Below are 17,871 nucleotides of genomic sequence, written 5' to 3'. Positions count from 1 at the left end.
ATTACCTGAGGGAATTAATAGTAAACAGAAAGTGACCGTTAAAAAACAATAAATAAAAAACATGAAGGATTTATATATTATTGGTGCAGGTGGTTTCACAATGGAAGTCTTATTTTTGATTGATAGGTTTTACAAAAAAAAATGGAAAAATATTTATATCATTGATGATAATTCAGATAAAATTGGCTCAAAGATTAGAAATATTGACGTTGTTTCTAATGTTAATGATTTTATATTGAAATGCAAAAATGAAATACACACAGCACCAGATGTGATAATCGCAATCAATAATCCAGAAGCAAGGAATACTATTATTAATCTTTTTTTAGGAGAAAAAATTAAAATTAATTTTCCGAATTTAGTTGATGGAACTTTAATATTTGATGAAGAATACAGTAAAATGGGGAAAGGAAATATTATTATGGATTATGTAGGTATTACAGGAAATGTAAATATAGGTGACTTTAATATCATTGGAGCTAGAACCGGAATAGGACACGACTCATCAATAGGTAACTTTAACACTTTTTCACCTAGAGTTTCTATTTCAGGTAATGTAATGATTGGTAATGGTAATTCATTCGGTTTAAATTCTGCAATTTTACAAAACAAAAGTATTGGCGATAATAATAACATTTGGTCGTACACGATGATACTAAAAAACATTAAAAACAACTGTACCTATTTTGGTATGCCAGCAAAAAAAATACAAATTTAAACTTAATTATCATGGAAGAATTTATTGAAAATTTTTACGCAATTTTAGAAGACACTGAAAAAAACGAAATAAATCATAATACAGATTATAAAAGCCTTGATGAATGGGATTCTATGACTACACTTATGATAATTGCTATGGTAGACGAAAAATATGGTAAACAAATAATAGCTGTAGATTTTAAAGAAAGTTTGACTTTAGAAAATTTGTACACAAGAATACAATCTAAATAATTATGTCTGAGGGTATCTTAAATATATCTAATGTGCAAATATCGGGTTCAGTAAGTTGCGTTCCAAAAACTAAAATATTTAATTTAGAAAACACACTTTTTAACTCTCCTGACGAAGCCATAAAATTTGTTGAAATGACTGGTGTTGAAGAAAAAAGGCATTTGGAGGAAGGTGTTTTGGTATCTGATTTATGTTATCAAGCAGCAGAGTTATTAATTAAAAAATTAGAATGGGAAAAAGATGAAATAGGAGTATTAATTATGGTTACACAAACACCAGATTATTTAATTCCTAATACTGCAATAATTTTACAGAATCGTTTGGGTTTATCAAAAAATACTGCTTGTTTTGATATCCCACTGGGATGTAGCGGTTTTGTGTATGGCGCATCAGTAATTTCGGCAATGCTGGCTTCTCATAGTTTTAAAAAAGGTATTTTATTAGTAGGAGATTCATCAAGTCTACTTGCTCATAAAGCAGATAAAACAGCTGCACCATTATTTGGGGACGCAGGATGTGCTACCGCTTTTGAATTTAGGGAAGGAAAAAATTTTAATTTTAAACTTTGGTCGGATGGATCGGGTTTTAAATCGATAATTATTCCAGACGGAGGTTTTCGTAATAGATTTTCAGAAGAATCATTACATGTTTTGGAAGATTCCGATGGTAGTAAGAGAACAAGGGTAAATCCTAAAATGAACGGAACAGATGTTTTTTCTTTTGGGATAACACAAGTACCTCGTGAAATAAAATCGTTTCTGGAACTTATAAACAAAGAAGTTTCTGATATTGATTATTTTCTACTTCATCAAGCAAATAAGTTTATGTTAGAAATGATTAGAAAAAAATTAAAATTAGAAAGTGCTCAAGTACCTTATTCAATTATAAAATACGGTAATACAAGTTCAGCAAGTATTCCTTTAACCCTATCGCTTCTGGGTGCAGACGCAAGAAACAAAAAAATTGCGATGTGTGGTTTTGGTATTGGATTAAGCATTGGTAGTGCCTATTTTGAAATAGGAGACGAGTTTATAAATGAATTAATTGAATATGAAGGATAACAATTTTTCTTTAATTAGTAAAACAATTTTAGTAACAGGTGCTACATCTGGTATAGGCCTTGAAATTTGCAAACAAATAGCTATTGCTGGAGGTAATTTTATTGGTATTGGAAGAAATGTTGAAAAACTACAACATTACATAGAGGAGCATTCATTAGTAGGATCTAAAGTAGTTAAGTTTGATTTAGTTGAAATAGAAAATATTCATCTATTAGTGTCTGAGTTGCCTATAAAAATTGATGGTTTTGTTCATTCAGCTGGTATTGCACATGTAAGCCCAATGCATTTTTTTAATTATAATGATTATGAAAGCATTAGAAAAATAAATTTAGATAGTGTATTGGTTTTATTTTCTGAATTGTTAAAGAACAAGAAAATTAATAAAAATGCATCCGTTGTTTTTATAAGTTCAATATCTGCAATTAGAGGTGCTAAAGGAAATGGTCTATATGCTATTACAAAAGCTGCTTTGGATGGAATAAGCAAAGTGTATGCAAACGAACTATCTTCAAAACATATAAGAGTGAATTCAATTCAACCAGGTATGGTGGAAACGGATATGTCAAAACAAGCAGAGACTCTTTTGTCAAAAGAAATAATGGATATTGATCGATCTAAATATCCTTTAGGCTACGGAGAACCTAAAGATATTGCATTGCCAGTTGTTTTTTTACTTTCCAACGCTTCAAAATGGATAACAGGTCAGTCGATTGTTATTGATGGTGGTAGAACTTCATTTTTATGAATAAATTGTGTTTTATGATTTTTGGTAAAAGTCATTAACAAACCTCAATGTTTTTGAGATAATAGCACAAATAATTACAAATGATATAAGCAAATGCAAAATGTTAGTTGATATGAAAACAACAGCTGTGGAGCATATTTTTTAAGATTGAATATTTTTATACCATAAACGAAAGACTCGAATAAAAAAAAATAATCCATGGTGGAGCCACTGTTTTGTAATATCGACGACAAATCTACAGTATACAGGTTTGTATCTGATTTATTTCAGGTATGCACTTATTTTTTGATAGACCAAGACAAAGTAATTATCGTCGATCCCGGAAAATTAAATGAGCAGGTACATCAATGGCTGGAACAATTTAATGATATTGATAAATTAATATACATCACCCACGAACATTTTGACCATCACTTTGACGTTAATTTATTGTTGAATAATACTAGGACATCAATATATTTGCCTTGTGATAATTTAAAAAATGCCCTCAATAATAGCAGAACAAACATTTCTTTTTACTACAATATGCCCATTGAAACAAACTGTATTAATGTAAGTACATTAAATTATTTTAAAATTATTGCTACACCCGGACATAGTAATTATTCGTATTGTTTCAAATATAAAAATTTGCTTTTTGGCGGAGATACAGTGATAGAAAAAAAATATTTAGTTTTTAAATTACCCGGAGGCGATAAATCAAAATTTGAGCAATCTGTTATAAAATTGAATAATGAAACCGAATCAAATACCATTGTATTGCCCGGACATGGTGACTTGTTTTGTTTCAATAAATGGATCTAATGCAAAAAGTAATAATTATTGGAGCTGGAGCAAGAGCTGCAGAAATCGAAGAATATATTTTTGAGAATAATAAACTCAATCCAGCAATTGAGTTGTTCGGGTTTCTTGATGACTCCCGAGAAAATCATCAAAAACCACAGCTAAAACTCCCATTATTAGGCTCTATTTTTACTTATGATGTGCCAAAAAAAGTCGAATTGATTCTTGCAATTAATAATTTAACATTTAGTTCAAAAATAATAAATCATTTTAGTTTAAAAAACACGAAATTTACCAACTTTATACATCACAAATCACGAGTTTTTAAAACAGCAAAAATAGGAGTTGGTAATATTTTTTGCCCGTACACACAAATCGGATTCAATGTTGATGTACGAAATTTTAATGCATTTAATAATAAAACAAGTTGAAATCACGATTCTATAATAGGCGATAAAAATGTTATAGCACACAATATGGTAATTGAAAAAAATATTAAATCAGATTCAACCTACTTTCAAAGGTATAAAGAAGTCGTATTAGTAGTGCCAAAAAGTTAAAAAACACAATGATAAATAATTCAAAAATATGGCTTTCATCGCCACACATGGGCGGAAACGAACAAAAATTTGTTCAAGAAGCTTTTGATACGAATTGGGTTGCACCACTTGGACCAAATGTAACAGGACTAGAACAGGATATAGAAAAATACATTGGTAGCGAAGCGCATGTAGGTGTTTTAAGTTCCGGAACAGCAGCTATTCATTTAGGATTAATTATTTTAGGTGTTCAAGCTGGCGATGAAGTGATTTGTCAGAGCATGACTTTTTCCGCATCGGCTAATCCTATTTTATATCTTGGTGCAACACCCATTTTTATTGATAGTGAGGAACAAACGTGGAACTTATGTCCCATAGCACTGGAAGGAGCAATAGTGGATAGAATTTCTAAAGGCAAAAAACCAAAAGTCATCATTGCAGTACATTTATATGGAATTCCGTATCAAGTTGAAGCAATTAATGCGCTATCCGTGAAATACGGAATACCAATTTTAGAAGATAGTGCCGAAGCTTTAGGAAGCAGTTACAAAGGTCAAAAATGTGGTACTTTTGGTGATATTGGAGTATTATCATTTAATGGAAACAAGATTATAACCACATCTGGTGGTGGTGCAATTGTAACTCATACAAAAGAAATAAAAGAAAAAGCCATTTTCCTAGCCACACAAGCTAGAGATAAAGCGACTCATTATCAGCACAGTGAAATAGGGTATAATTACAGGATGAGCAATATTAGTGCGGGAATTGGTCGTGGTCAAATGGAAGTTTTAGATCAGCACGTAAATTTACGAAGAGCCATGCACGATTTTTACGAACAGATTTTCGATAATATTTCTGATGTAAAGGTTTTTTCAACTCCTAGCCCAGATTATTTTTCAAATTATTGGTTGAGTTCTGTAGTATTGAATTCCTTTGAAGATAGAGAAACAGTTCGTCTCGCATTCGAGGCGGTCAATATTGAATGTAGACCATTGTGGAAGCCCATGCATTTGCAGCCCATTTTTGAAAAATATCCCTATTATGGTAACAAAGTAGCCGAAGATTTATTCGAAAAAGGATTGTGTTTACCATCGGGTTCCAATCTTACAGATGACGATAGAAATCGAATCAAGCAAGTAGTAAATCAGTTATTCAAGAACCAATCCATAGACAATCAGAGTGCAGTCGAAGGGCATAACTCATAACTCATAATTCAATATGAAAGGAATAATTTTAGCTGGAGGTTCAGGCACAAGATTGCATCCGTTGACACTTGCGATGAGTAAACAAATGATGCCGGTGTATGATAAACCTATGATTTATTATCCGCTATCGACATTAATGTTAGCAGGAATCAATGAAATATTAATCATTTCGACACCACATGATTTGCCTAATTTCAAAAAATTATTAGGCGATGGCAGTGCATTAGGGTGTAAATTTAGTTATGAAGAACAAGTTGTTCCAAATGGTTTGGGTCAGGCTTTTGTAATTGGTGCAGACTTCATAGGAACAGATTCAGTTGCATTAGTCTTAGGAGATAATATTTTTTTTGGAGACAACATGCAGCATTTATTACAATCAAATGTTGAACCAAAAGGCGGCGTTGTATTTGCATACCATGTTTCTGACCCAGAACGCTATGGTGTTGTAGAATTTGATGATAATAATACAGCAATTTCTATCGAAGAGAAACCGCTCAAACCCAAATCAAATTATGCCGTTCCAGGATTGTATTTTTATGATAATAGTGTTGTGGATATTGCCAAAAAAATTCAGCCAAGTACAAGAGGTGAATATGAAATTACGGATATCAATAAAGTTTATTTAGCAAATGGCTTGCTAAAAGTAGGTGTTCTCGGTAGAGGAAACGCTTGGTTGGATACAGGAACTTTTGCCAGTTTAATGCAAGCTGGGCAATTTGTTCAAGTAATCGAAGAGCGACAAGGATTAAAAATAGGTTGTATCGAAGAGATAGCTTGGCGTCAAGGATTTATTGATGGCGAACAACTTAAAAAATTAGCAGAACCATTAGTCAAATCTGGTTATGGCACTTATTTACATCAATTGTTAAGAAATAAAAATTGAGCAGCGGTAAATTCCAATAACTAAAAATTGTAAATGTAAATCAACTCTTTTTTTGGTTATTAGTCAGATTAAAACAGTTTTAAACTTTAATAAATTTATAGCTGGGTATAATCTAAAGTATTTTTGTAAGTAGTAGATATAATTTAAAAACATCGATTTTGAGCATTAACAGTACTAAACAAGCGTCTTTTATTTCAAGATATTTCTCAGGTAAAAACCTGAGATTTAACATCCAGAATTTAAGATATTTACCTCGATGGATCATCGTTTTGATAGACATTACCGTTCTAGTATTGTCTATGTTTTTCACCTTTTTGATTTTTAAGGGTACAGGGATTAAGTATATAATTTCGGATCATCAAGCAGTTTTTATTAGTTTGTTTTTAGGAATTAATATTTTTTTCTTTTGGCTTTTTCGAACGTATTCAGGAATTATTCGCCACTCTTCCTATATTGATGCGGTTAAACTTTTATTTTCTCAATTTTCTGTATTGGTTTTTTTCCTAGTTTTCAATCTCATTTACGAGTTAATTTTCAAAGAAAAAGCCTTTTTAAACACAGGTCTTTTTATAAACATAGTGCTCTCTTTTTGTGGATTGTTTATCTATCGTGTATTTGTAAAACAAACTTTCGAACTTTATTTTTTAGAGAATAGTGACACAGTTGCCATCCCAGTTATTATTTACGGGACAGATGCAAATGCTTTGTCAGTGGCAAATGCATTAAAATTTGAAACACCTTTACGCTTTAAAATTTTAGGCTTTGTAGACAAAAATAACAAGAATGAATCCATGCGAATTTTAGATTTGCCTATATTAATCCAAAAAAAGAAATTGCCTATTTTGATGCGCTCAATTGGAGCTGAAGGAGTTATTATAGCTGATAAAAGCTTGACAAAAGAAAAAAAATTAAATATTATTGATCAATGTTTAGAGTTTAATTATAAAGTATACAGTGTGCCATCTATTTCTGATTGGGAAAATCATAAAGAAATTTCTCAAAAAGTAAAAAACGTTCAAATTGAAGATTTACTTGAAAGAAATCCTATTGTATTAGATAACAAATCAATAACGGAGCAACTCAAGGGTAAGACCATATTAATTTCGGGTGCAGCGGGATCAATAGGAAGTGAAATTGCAAGGCAAGTATTGAGTTTTTATCCAAGTAAAATAATTATTTTAGACCAGGCTGAGACTCCTTTGCATCATTTAAGATTAGAGATGGAAAGTCTAAATTCACATTCAATAATAAGAACTGTTATTGCCGATGTAAGGAATAAATCAGCAATGAGTAAAATATTTCAACTCTATAATCCACAAGTGATCTATCATGCTGCTGCTTACAAGCATGTTCCCATGATGGAAGAAAATCCATCACAAGCAATTCTTACAAATATCGAAGGAACAAAAATTCTAGCAGATTTAGCCTGTGAATATCAGGTAAATAAATTTGTAATGATTTCTACTGATAAAGCAGTCAATCCTAGTAATGTAATGGGAGCAAGCAAACGAATCGCCGAAAAATATGTTCAATCCTTACAACTAAAAGGAAAAGATAAAGCTTGTTTACATGATACAAAATTCATTACCACGCGATTTGGCAACGTTTTGGGTTCAAATGGTTCAGTAGTACCATTATTTACAAAACAAATTGCCGATGGTGGACCAGTAACCATAACTCACCCAAATATTATTAGGTATTTTATGACTATCCCCGAAGCCTGTCAACTCGTTTTAGAAGCTGGTGCTATGGGTAATGGAGGTGAGATTTATATTTTTGATATGGGCAAACCCGTAAAGATTATTGATCTCGCAAAAAAAATGATTAAACTAGCTGGATTTATACCAAATAAAGACATTCAAATAGAAATCGTAGGACTCAGACCCGGTGAAAAACTATATGAAGAACTGCTCAATGACACTTCAAAAACATTGTCTACCCATCATGATAAAATAATGATTGCAATTGAAATTCAAGAGGAGTATGAGGTATTGCATAATGATATTGACGAACTTATTGCAATTGCTAATTTATTTGACAACGATCATATCGTTTTAAAAATGAAAAAAATAGTTCCTGAATTTAAAAGCATGAACTCTGTTTTTGAAACATTAGATAAATAATGAATTTGAAACAGCATTTCAAGTTATAAGTTTTCTTATAAGGTAAATTTTTTCAAGTATAGTCATTAGATTTTTTTATTAATATTAAAGGAATTCCTATATTTGCCATCTTCAATGATAAATAATAACATGAGGAATATGAAAAATATATTATTTCTAAAAAAAACAATTCTTTTATTTCTTGTGATGCTATTTTTTTCCTGCGTGCCTAAAAAGGAAATAATATATTATCAAAACATAGACAGCATAAATCAAAAAGACCGGACGAATTCGTATGAAATAAAAATTCAGCCCGATGATTTGTTGAGTATAATTATTTCTGCGGATAATCCCGAAGCAGTAATTCCATTTAATTTAGGAGCAACTGAAGAAGATAGTTCAGGCAAACAATCCTCAGCATCTTATTTAGTTGATGTAAATGGGTTTGTTGATTTTCCTGTAATAGGAAAATTGAAAGTAAGTGGATTATCAAGAACCGAAACCCTAAAATTATTTCAAGATAAATTAGCTCCTTATATTAAAAATCCGGTAGTAATTATTCGTATTTTAAATTTTAAAATTTCAATACAAGGAGAAGTAACCGAGTCTGGAATTTATCCAATAAACACCGAAAGAGTAACCTTGATCGAAGCCTTAACTATGGCTAAGGATTTGACTATATACGGAAAAAGAGATAACATCTTAATAATTAGAGAAATAGATGGCGTTAAATCCTATAACAGGGTCAATATTACCAACGCAGATTTTATTAATTCTCCCTTTTATTATCTAGCTCAAAACGACGTTGTTTATGTTGAACCAAACAAAAACAAGGTTAATGGAGCAGGAGTTGGACCAAGTACCGGTTTAATATTTAGTATTACTTCTATTTTAATTACATTAGCGACTCTAGTAATTTCTACCTCAAAATAAAATAATTGATGGACAAAGATTTAGCAAACGAAAATTTCGAAAAAGATTTCGAATATAGAGCGATTTTAAATAAGTATCTATCCCACTGGAAATGGTTTTTATTAGCTATGATTATTAGCCTTTCACTGGCTTTTATAAAATTAAGGTATACAAAACCCTTATACAATGCATCGACCACAATATTGGTAAAAGATGACAAAAAGGGAGGAATGTTATCAGAACTTTCTGCTTTTTCAGATATAGGTGCTGGAAAGACTATAAAAAATAATTTAGATAACGAGGTTCAAATCTTAAGGTCAAGAACAATAGTTGAGAATATTGTAAGAAAATTAAATCTAAATATTTCACTAATCGTTAAAGGTAAAATATTAAGTAACGAACTTTTTAACGATGCTCCAATCGAAGTAAACGTTCTCAATAAAAATGCTGAGTTTTATAAAACCAGAAAGAACTATATATTTACTGAGGTGTCAAACGATGCGTTCACTTTAAAAAATCAATTAGGGGAGCATGTAAATAATAAAAGTCAATATAAATTTGGAGAAATAATAACCACAAGTTATGGTCAAATTTCTATTAATAAAACAAAAATACACCCAGTTTTATTGAATGCAAATGGTCCAATAACGATTGCTTTAAGTCCTTTAGATGATGTTGTAAACAGTTATCGTGGAAGATTAATTGTGGAACCCTTTAGTAAGAGTAGTAATATTGTTGATATTTCTATTATTGATCCGGTTAGAGAAAAAGCCGAATATTTTTTGAATAATTTAGTCCAAAATTATAATGCAGATGCTATTTCTGATAAAAATTTTATTTCAGAAAACACCGCAAAATTTATTCAGAACCGATTAATACTAATCACTGACGAATTGGATGGCGTAGAAAAAAATGCCGAAAGTTTCAAAAAATCAAATAATTTAACCGACATAGAATCCGAAGCAAAGCTTTTTGTTGAAGGCTCAGGTGAGTACAATAAAAAAATCGTAGAGTCAGAAGTTCAAATCAACATTGTTTCCTCAATGTTAGAGTTTATGAAAAAAACTACAAATTCTGATTTATTACCCAATAATATTGTAGCAACCGAAGGCGAAGCTTCAGAATCAATAAACTCCTACAATCAACTTGTTTTAAACAGAAATAGGATTTTAAAGTCTGCCAGTGTTTCAAACCCATCCGTGGTTAAAATAGACCAGCAAATTACCTCTCTAAAATCAAATGTAATCTCAAGTTTAATGCGATTACAAACCACTTTAGGAATTCAAAAAAGAGAATTGCAAAACTTTGAAGGAGTTTTAAACAATAAAGCAGGTAAAATACCTGGACAAGAACGTCAGTTTAGAGGCTTGGAACGCCAGCAAAAAGTAAAAGAAGAATTATACCTCTATTTATTACAAAAAAGAGAAGAAATAGCACTTACGCTTTTAGCAACAGAACCCAATGCTCGAGTAGTTGATGTAGCAAAAGCATCTCAAAGTCCAGTTTCTCCTAAAAGAAACTTTGTTTATCTCGCCGCTTTATTATTAGGCTTTATTATACCGTTTGGGGCAATATATTTATTAGATTTATTAGATACTAAAATAAAAAGCAGATTGGATATCGATGAGAAAATTCCAGTACCATTTATTGGAGATGTACCCACATCTGATACTCCTACAGAAATAATTATGACCGAAAGCCGCTCTAGTTCTGCCGAAGCATTGCGAATTATCAGGACAAATTTAGAGTTTATGGTTACTGGAGTTCCAGACGGAAAAGCAAAAACAATTTTTTTAACCTCTACTTTTCCTAAAGAAGGGAAAACATTCGTATCTGTAAATCTAGCCGCGACATTTGCACTTTCGGGCAAAAAAATATTATTAATCGGAATGGATTTAAGAAACCCTAGATTAGGAGATTATTTAAACTTACCAGACAAAGGAGTTACAAATTATTTATCCTCCAAAGATATAAATGTAGAAGATTTAATAGTAAAACAAACCGGTTACGAAGCCTTCTACATCTTACCTGCAGGAGTAATTCCACCAAATCCGGCTGAACTTTTGATGAGTACTAAAATTGATTTGTTATTCAAAAATTTAAAAACACAATACGATTATATCATTGTGGATACCGCTCCGGTAAGTGTTGTAACAGATACTTTATTGATTGCAAAACATGCAGACAGTTTTATTTACGTAATTCGAGCTAATTTCCTCGAAAAACGTATGCTTAATATTCCGTATACTTTATACAAAGAAAAAAAATTGCCTAATATGTGTATGCTTCTCAACGATACCGATTCTACAAAAGGCTATGGTTATGGCTACGGTTACGGAGTCAAGGAAGTGAAAATACCTTGGTATAAAAAAATATTAAAAAAATAATTACAACAATAACTTGAGTAAAAAAGGTATCGGGAAAAATTTTTCTGATGCCTTTTTTATTTTAATTATAAAATTTATTCAATTCTAAAAAAACTATTGCTAGCAATTATTTCTTTAAGTAGTACTAGGTCTTTCACTCTGACTTTTTGGTCAAAAGCAGCGATATGATTGTTGTGATGCACGTCTGAACCTACAAAATCATACATCCCTTTTTGAAGCAATTGATCAGCAATTTTAGTTATTTCCGGACCGTAATAACCTACGGTTGATAATAAATTTAATTGAAATAAACAGCCAGCTCTTTTTAGTTTTAAATATTCATTAAAATTATTTTGATAAAATAAATAACGCTCTGGGTGAGCTAATACCGGAATATATCCAGCAACCTGAAGGTCAAATAATATAGAATACAACTGGATTGGCGCATTAATATACGACATTTCAACTAAAACGTAATTGTCTTTAAGGGTCAGTAATTGACTTGATTTAAAAAGTCTTTCAAATTGATCGTCCATCAAGTATTCTGCAGCAGCTCGAAACGGAACGGTACTATTGTTTTTTTGTAATTCAACAACAGTAGCAGCTGCTTTTGCAGTAATTTGTTCCTTGTTATTATCCCAAACGTATTGAATAATATGAGGTGTAGTGATAAATTGTTTACAGCCAAAACCTTGTAGGGCTTTTATAAGTGTTAAAGTGTCCTCAAATGTTTTTGCACCATCATCAATTCCAGGCAACAAATGCGAATGGATATCAACGTAATTATCAGGAATTAAATCCTTTAGAATCACTTTAGCTTTAGTAAAAAAAAACAATAGGAGTTATTTTAAATTAATGTTACAAAGTAAACAATAATTTAGCAATTTGTACTCTAAAATGTAATTCAATACTAAATCGAAATTGCTATATTTGTTTTTAGCTTTAATAGTAATGAAAAGCATATTTAAAATAGCTAAACAAGGCGAATAGAAATGAAAACAGCATTAATTACAGGAGTAACAGGACAAGACGGCGCTTATTTAGCAGAGTTACTGCTTTCGAAAGGGTATAAAGTACACGGAATCAAACGCAGAAGCTCTTTGTTCAACACCCAGCGAATAGACCATTTGTACGAAGACGGTCATGTCGAAAACCAGCATTTCAAACTGCATTATGGGGATTTGAGCGATTCTTCAAATATTATTAGAATAATACAAGAAACCCAACCCGACGAGATTTATAATTTAGGAGCAATGAGTCATGTCAAAGTGAGTTTTGACATTCCAGAATACACAGGCGATGTTGATGCACTGGGAACATTACGACTTTTAGATGCCATTCGCTTATTGGGTTTAACCCAAAAAACCAAAATTTACCAAGCTTCCACATCTGAATTATATGGCAAAGTACAAGAAGTGCCACAGTCCGAAACCACACCTTTTTATCCACGATCGCCTTATGCAGTGGCCAAAATGTATGCTTTTTGGATCACCATAAATTATAGAGAAGCTTACGGAATGTATGCTTGTAATGGTATTTTATTCAACCACGAAAGTCCGCTACGAGGCGAAACATTTGTAACCCGAAAAATTACACGAGGCATAGCACAAATGGCTTATGGCATGGACAAAACTTTGTTTATGGGTAACATAGATGCACAACGGGATTGGGGTCACGCCAAAGATTATGTCGAAGCCATGTGGCTGATGTTGCAACAAGAACAACCCGAAGATTTTGTAATTTCAACAGGAGTTACCAACTCGGTTAGACATTTCATACAACTGGCATTTCAAGAAATAGGCGTAGCATTAGAATTCAAAGGTACAGGAGTTGACGAAGTGGGTATTGTAAAATCAAGCTCTAATCCAGAATACGCTTTTAAAATAGGACAAGAAGTGATTAAAATTGACCCTGCTTATTTTCGTCCTACCGAAGTCGATTTGTTGATTGGCGATAATAGCAAGGCAAAAAAACTATTGGGATGGAAACCAAAATATACTCTGGCCATGCTAGTCAAAGAAATGATGGAAGCTGATATGAAAGTTTTCAAACGAGAAAAAATCATTAAAAGCTTACAGTAAATGCAAAGCAATTCAAAAATATATGTGGCGGGACACAACGGAATGGTTGGTAGTGCTCTTGTCAAAAACTTGCAAAGCAAAGGATTTACAAATATCATCACCCGAACTTCTTCGGAATTGAATCTTATAGATCAAACGGCAGTGGCTGGTTTTTTTGAAATCGAAAAACCCGAATATGTTTTTTTGGCTGCAGCCAAAGTAGGAGGAATCGTTGCCAATAATACCTTTAGAGCCGATTTTCTCTATGAAAATATCATGATTCAAAGCAATGTGATTCATCACAGTTATAAAAATAAGGTCAAAAAATTACTTTTTTTAGGTTCCACTTGTATTTATCCAAAATTAGCTCCACAACCCTTAAATGAAGAGTCGCTTTTAACAGGATTGTTAGAGCCTACAAATGAGCCGTATGCGATTGCCAAAATTGCAGGGATCAAAATGTGTGATGCCTATCGGGATCAATACGGTTGCAACTTTATATCAGTAATGCCTACAAATTTATACGGACTCAACGACAACTACGACTTGCAAAACTCACATGTTTTGCCCGCATTGTTGCGCAAAATTCACGAAGCCAAAATAAATAATGAGCCTCAAGTTTCGGTTTGGGGAACAGGAACACCATTGCGAGAATTTTTGCATGCTACTGATATGGCGGATGCGTGTGTTTATTTAATGCAAAATTACAACGACAAAGGGTTTGTTAACATTGGTTCGGGGCAAGAAATATCCATTAGCGATTTAGCTTATTTGATAAAAAAAATCTTGGGTTACACAGGTAATCTCGTTTTTGATGTTTCAAAACCTGATGGAACACCCAGAAAAATTACCGATACTACAAAGCTGAACGCATTGGGTTGGAAATTTTCGATTGCATTAGAAGAAGGTATAAAACAAGTGTATCGCGATACTTTTGGAGTGTAATGTTTTTAAATAATTATATTTGCGAGAACAAGAAAGTTCTATTTTAAGTATTTAAACCAGAAGCATAAGATAAAAAAAATGAATACTACTGAAAATACAGATGCTGATTGGCTGTTTGAAATTACACCCAAAAATAAATTCTTCTCCTTGAATCTTAAGGAAGTATGGCAGTACCGAGATTTACTGATGCTTTTTGTAAAAAGAGATGTCGTAACTGTTTACAAACAAACTATTTTAGGACCATTATGGTACTTGATACAGCCTTTATTTACTTCAATTACTTTTACAATTATTTTCAATACCGTTGCAGGAATAGACACCGGAAGTACGCCACCTTTTTTATTCAACTTGGCAGGAATCACCGTTTGGAATTATTTTACCGCTTGCTTAAATGATACTTCGGATACATTCAAGAAAAACGCCGCTATATTTGGCAAAGTATATTTCCCCAGAGTGATAATGCCCATTTCTATTGTGATTTCTAACTTGCTTAAATTTGGCATTCAGTTTCTCATTTTTATTGCTTTTTATATTTTTTATTACCTAAATGGTGCGCCAATTAGTTTGAATGGGACGGTGTTATTTTTCCCTTTATTGGTGGCACTTATGGGCATTTTAGGACTTGGATTAGGCATGTTTATTTCGTCTTTGGTAACAAAATATAGGGATTTTAGTTACTTAATTGGTTTTGGTGTCCAACTGCTCATGTATTTGTCGGCGGTGATGTACCCAATGGCATTGATGAATGAAAAAATGCCCGATTATGCTTGGCTCGTACAATACAATCCGTTGGCTTATATTATAGAAGCTTCTCGATACATGTTGCTCAATGTAGGACAAATTTCAGTTTTTGGTTTAATTTATACGGTGAGTATTACAATAATTGTTTTTTTTGTAGGAGTTTTGATTTTTAATAAAACCGAGAAAAGTTTTATCGATACGGTTTAGAAAGAAGTTAGAATAAAGAATAAAGAAGAAAGAAGTTAGCTGATTAGATTTGGAAATGATTTACAAATAAAGTTATTATATGAATGTTTTAGTGACAGGTGGAGCAGGTTTTATAGGAAGTACTTTAATTGACAGGCTTTTGCTTGACAATCATACGGTTCTTTCTATTGACAATTACGACACTTTTTATGAAAAAAAGCTTAAAGTGTTAAACCAAAAAAAGCATTTTGAACATTCCAATTTTAGTTTTATTGAAGTAGATATTCGAGCCATTGACACTGTTAAAATGCCGTTTGCAATTGATTGTATCATTCATATTGCCGCAAAAGCGGGTGTCATTCAAAGTATAGCCAATGCTAAAGAATATTTTGATGTCAATGTAAATGGCACATTGGCCATGCTGGAGTTTGCTAAAAACCACAACATCAAACAATTTCTTTTTGCTTCATCGAGTAGTGTTTATGGTGTGAACAAAAATGTTCCTTGGACCGAAAGTGAGTTGGATTTACAACCCATAAGTCCTTATGCGTCTTCCAAATTAGCTTGCGAAAAAATAGGTTTTACTTACAGTCATTTGTATGGTATTCGGTTTTTAGCCTTACGCTTTTTTACGGTTTATGGACCACGGCAACGACCGGATTTAGCCATCAATAAATTTTTTAGAAACAGTATTGCTAATAAACCCATAGAAGTTTATGGTGATGGTACTACAAAACGTGATTATACCTATGTTGATGATATTGTAAACGGAATAATGGAAAGTATGTATTATGATAAAACTCAATTTGAAATCATCAATCTGGGTAATAATAATACCATACAATTAAAAGATTTAATTCATGAAATAGGCAAAATCACAAAAATTAATCCAACGCTAGTATACAAAGACGAACAACAAGGCGATGTGCCGCAGACTTTTGCCAATAGTGACAAAAGCAGTTTGCTTTTAAACTATAATCCTAGAACACTGCTCGCTGATGGGTTGCAAAAACAGTTTGATTGGATGAATATTAAGTTTAAAGTGGGAAGTTAGAAGTGGGAAGTTAGAAGATAGAAGTGAAGACTAGGAGTGAGAATGAAAAAATAATGATTTAACATTAAAATAATGAACAAACAAATTCACAGTCTATTACATAAATGGGGTTATAAAGTTACCAATATAGCCAAAAGGGAAAAAGAATTACACGATCTAGTTCAAGGTTTTGCTGTTCAAGACGATGTTCATAATTTAGTTTTTAGGTCGCGTCATGATTTGCTTACCCTCAAAAAACACTTTCCAGAACTTACTTTAGAACGATACAAAGAAGGTGTTTTAGCTCGTTTTAATAATCTGAAATTATACATCGAAAGTCCCGAAGAATTTTTTATTATTAAAGAAGTTTTTATCGAAAAAGACTATAATTTATTGTCCAAAGAAAAGTTCGTGGTTTTTGATATAGGAATGAATATCGGAATTAGTTCTTTGTTTTTTGGACTCCAAAAAAATGTAGAAAAAATATATTCTTTCGAACCTGTTTTGCCAACATACAATCAGGCGATTTGTAATTTAGAATTAAATAAAGAAGTTTCAACTAAAATCGAAGCCTTCAATTTTGGTTTAGGTGGAGCAACAAGAACCGAGAAAGTGTTGTATAATTCTCAAGCAAAAGGAAACTGTGGCATTCGTTTAGAATTGAGTCTGATAATACAAAAACACAACACACAAGAAATTGAAATCCTTATCCAAAGCATAGACACTATACTTCCGGGATTAATTGCCAAACATTCTGGTCTGAAAAAGGTTTTAAAAATTGACTGCGAAGGCGCCGAATATGAAATACTTCAAAAATTGAGTGATAGTAATTTACTCATTGATATAGATATTTTGTTAATCGAGTGGCATGACAAAGGTGCAGTAATTCTAGAAAATATTTTAATTAAAAATAATTTCAGCGTTGTTTCAAGATTTTTGACCTCAATTACTGGGATGATTTATGCTTTTAAACAATAAAACAACTAAAATTTTAGATGACTTTAGTCTCCATCATCGTTCCTTGCTACAACCAAGCCCAATACTTGGATGTAGTGCTATTGTAAATATGTTTTCTAAAATTACAAAAACAATAAAAAAACATCAATTCGTTGATATAAATTTATATAAAAAACATCAATGCGTTGATGTTTTTTGGATTAGTAAAAAAAGAGGATATATAAATACTTTGATCGAAATATTCCGTTGTGGTTGTTTGGGTTTTTATATTAAATATGCAAAATGGCGTTACACCGTAACGACAATTATAAACATACAAAATGCAGCCTGATAGAAAGTTAGAAAATAATATTTTAAACATGAAAAACCCTTTAGTCTCCATCATCGTTCCGTGTTACAACC

General features: G+C 32.0%; 17 protein-coding genes. 16 read left to right on the top strand and 1 reads right to left on the bottom strand.

From position 1 onward, the window contains the following. Positions 1 to 61 precede the first annotated feature (61 nt). From RMO53_RS02580 to RMO53_RS02530, 11 genes are all read left to right on the top strand, one after another. On the top strand, positions 62 to 718 hold the full coding sequence (locus tag RMO53_RS02580) for a serine acetyltransferase (protein WP_310377788.1): 657 nt from the start codon (positions 62 to 64) through the stop codon (positions 716 to 718). Positions 719 to 729: 11 nt separating this feature from the next. After that, positions 730 to 951: an acyl carrier protein gene (locus tag RMO53_RS02575; RefSeq protein ID WP_310377787.1), complete on the top strand. Its 222-nt coding sequence runs from the start codon at positions 730 to 732 to the stop codon at positions 949 to 951. Positions 952 to 953: 2 nt separating this feature from the next. Beyond that, positions 954 to 2,012 (top strand): ketoacyl-ACP synthase III, encoded by a 1,059-nt coding sequence (locus RMO53_RS02570; protein ID WP_310377786.1) that lies wholly within the window; start codon positions 954 to 956, stop codon positions 2,010 to 2,012. Continuing rightward, a complete protein-coding gene (locus tag RMO53_RS02565; RefSeq protein ID WP_310377785.1) occupies positions 2,002 to 2,757 on the top strand; it encodes an SDR family oxidoreductase in 756 nt (251 codons plus the stop codon). Before RMO53_RS02570 ends, RMO53_RS02565 begins: the two co-directional genes overlap by 11 nt. A gap of 198 nt (positions 2,758 to 2,955) precedes the next feature. After that, positions 2,956 to 3,561 carry an MBL fold metallo-hydrolase gene (locus RMO53_RS02560; protein WP_310377784.1) on the top strand — a complete coding sequence of 202 codons (606 nt, stop codon included), beginning with the start codon at positions 2,956 to 2,958 and terminating at the stop codon, positions 3,559 to 3,561. Beyond that, entirely contained in the window at positions 3,561 to 3,971 is a 411-nt protein-coding gene (locus RMO53_RS02555) for a hypothetical protein (protein ID WP_310377783.1), read from the top strand. Before RMO53_RS02560 ends, RMO53_RS02555 begins: the two co-directional genes overlap by 1 nt. A gap of 137 nt (positions 3,972 to 4,108) precedes the next feature. Next, positions 4,109 to 5,284, top strand: coding sequence for a DegT/DnrJ/EryC1/StrS family aminotransferase (locus tag RMO53_RS02550; protein ID WP_409024822.1), 1,176 nt, complete (start codon positions 4,109 to 4,111; stop codon positions 5,282 to 5,284). Between the two features lie 13 nt (positions 5,285 to 5,297). Further along, complete coding sequence (gene rfbA, locus RMO53_RS02545) at positions 5,298 to 6,167, top strand: glucose-1-phosphate thymidylyltransferase RfbA (protein WP_310377782.1); 870 nt, start codon at positions 5,298 to 5,300, stop codon at positions 6,165 to 6,167. Between the two features lie 158 nt (positions 6,168 to 6,325). Continuing rightward, positions 6,326 to 8,290: a polysaccharide biosynthesis protein gene (locus RMO53_RS02540; RefSeq protein ID WP_409024821.1), complete on the top strand. Its 1,965-nt coding sequence runs from the start codon at positions 6,326 to 6,328 to the stop codon at positions 8,288 to 8,290. Positions 8,291 to 8,428: 138 nt separating this feature from the next. Further along, positions 8,429 to 9,202, top strand: coding sequence for a polysaccharide biosynthesis/export family protein (locus RMO53_RS02535; protein ID WP_310377781.1), 774 nt, complete (start codon positions 8,429 to 8,431; stop codon positions 9,200 to 9,202). Between the two features lie 8 nt (positions 9,203 to 9,210). After that, positions 9,211 to 11,568: a polysaccharide biosynthesis tyrosine autokinase gene (locus tag RMO53_RS02530; protein WP_310377780.1), complete on the top strand. Its 2,358-nt coding sequence runs from the start codon at positions 9,211 to 9,213 to the stop codon at positions 11,566 to 11,568. Positions 11,569 to 11,642: 74 nt separating this feature from the next. Here the strand turns inward: RMO53_RS02530 and RMO53_RS02525 are convergent, their stop codons facing one another. Then, complete coding sequence (locus RMO53_RS02525; RefSeq protein WP_310377779.1) at positions 11,643 to 12,383, bottom strand: CpsB/CapC family capsule biosynthesis tyrosine phosphatase; 741 nt, start codon at positions 12,381 to 12,383, stop codon at positions 11,643 to 11,645. A gap of 156 nt (positions 12,384 to 12,539) precedes the next feature. On the opposite strand from RMO53_RS02525, the gene gmd reads away from it, so the two are divergent. The 5 genes from gmd (at position 12,540) to RMO53_RS02500 (ending at position 17,490) form a co-directional block, all read left to right on the top strand. Next, positions 12,540 to 13,628: a GDP-mannose 4,6-dehydratase gene (gene gmd, locus RMO53_RS02520; protein WP_310377778.1), complete on the top strand. Its 1,089-nt coding sequence runs from the start codon at positions 12,540 to 12,542 to the stop codon at positions 13,626 to 13,628. After that, a complete protein-coding gene (locus RMO53_RS02515) occupies positions 13,629 to 14,552 on the top strand; it encodes a GDP-L-fucose synthase (RefSeq protein WP_310377777.1) in 924 nt (307 codons plus the stop codon). A 78-nt stretch (positions 14,553 to 14,630) separates the two neighbouring features. Beyond that, on the top strand, positions 14,631 to 15,500 hold the full coding sequence (locus RMO53_RS02510; RefSeq protein WP_310377776.1) for an ABC transporter permease: 870 nt from the start codon (positions 14,631 to 14,633) through the stop codon (positions 15,498 to 15,500). A 79-nt stretch (positions 15,501 to 15,579) separates the two neighbouring features. After that, positions 15,580 to 16,533, top strand: coding sequence for an NAD-dependent epimerase/dehydratase family protein (locus tag RMO53_RS02505; protein WP_310377775.1), 954 nt, complete (start codon positions 15,580 to 15,582; stop codon positions 16,531 to 16,533). Between the two features lie 72 nt (positions 16,534 to 16,605). After that, entirely contained in the window at positions 16,606 to 17,490 is an 885-nt protein-coding gene (locus RMO53_RS02500; RefSeq protein ID WP_310377774.1) for an FkbM family methyltransferase, read from the top strand. Positions 17,491 to 17,871: the final 381 nt, after the last annotated feature.

Origin of the sequence: Flavobacterium sp. (assembly GCF_031409475.1) — a bacterium.
Classification (GTDB): domain Bacteria; phylum Bacteroidota; class Bacteroidia; order Flavobacteriales; family Flavobacteriaceae; genus Flavobacterium.
The sequence above is the reverse complement of the archived record's forward strand: the minus strand, read 5'-3'. Positions and strand labels throughout refer to the sequence as shown.

Coding starts and splice junctions, on each gene's coding strand:
- RMO53_RS02570 (WP_310377786.1), top strand. CDS start 954: ATGTCTGAGGGTATCTTAAATATATCTAATGTGCAAATATCGGGTTCA.
- RMO53_RS02555 (WP_310377783.1), top strand. CDS start 3,561: ATGCAAAAAGTAATAATTATTGGAGCTGGAGCAAGAGCTGCAGAAATC.
- gmd (WP_310377778.1), top strand. CDS start 12,540: ATGAAAACAGCATTAATTACAGGAGTAACAGGACAAGACGGCGCTTAT.
- rfbA (WP_310377782.1), top strand. CDS start 5,298: ATGAAAGGAATAATTTTAGCTGGAGGTTCAGGCACAAGATTGCATCCG.
- RMO53_RS02530 (WP_310377780.1), top strand. CDS start 9,211: ATGGACAAAGATTTAGCAAACGAAAATTTCGAAAAAGATTTCGAATAT.
- RMO53_RS02565 (WP_310377785.1), top strand. CDS start 2,002: ATGAAGGATAACAATTTTTCTTTAATTAGTAAAACAATTTTAGTAACA.
- RMO53_RS02535 (WP_310377781.1), top strand. CDS start 8,429: ATGAAAAATATATTATTTCTAAAAAAAACAATTCTTTTATTTCTTGTG.
- RMO53_RS02575 (WP_310377787.1), top strand. CDS start 730: ATGGAAGAATTTATTGAAAATTTTTACGCAATTTTAGAAGACACTGAA.
- RMO53_RS02550 (WP_409024822.1), top strand. CDS start 4,109: ATGATAAATAATTCAAAAATATGGCTTTCATCGCCACACATGGGCGGA.
- RMO53_RS02580 (WP_310377788.1), top strand. CDS start 62: ATGAAGGATTTATATATTATTGGTGCAGGTGGTTTCACAATGGAAGTC.
- RMO53_RS02505 (WP_310377775.1), top strand. CDS start 15,580: ATGAATGTTTTAGTGACAGGTGGAGCAGGTTTTATAGGAAGTACTTTA.
- RMO53_RS02560 (WP_310377784.1), top strand. CDS start 2,956: ATGGTGGAGCCACTGTTTTGTAATATCGACGACAAATCTACAGTATAC.
- RMO53_RS02500 (WP_310377774.1), top strand. CDS start 16,606: ATGAACAAACAAATTCACAGTCTATTACATAAATGGGGTTATAAAGTT.
- RMO53_RS02515 (WP_310377777.1), top strand. CDS start 13,629: ATGCAAAGCAATTCAAAAATATATGTGGCGGGACACAACGGAATGGTT.
- RMO53_RS02510 (WP_310377776.1), top strand. CDS start 14,631: ATGAATACTACTGAAAATACAGATGCTGATTGGCTGTTTGAAATTACA.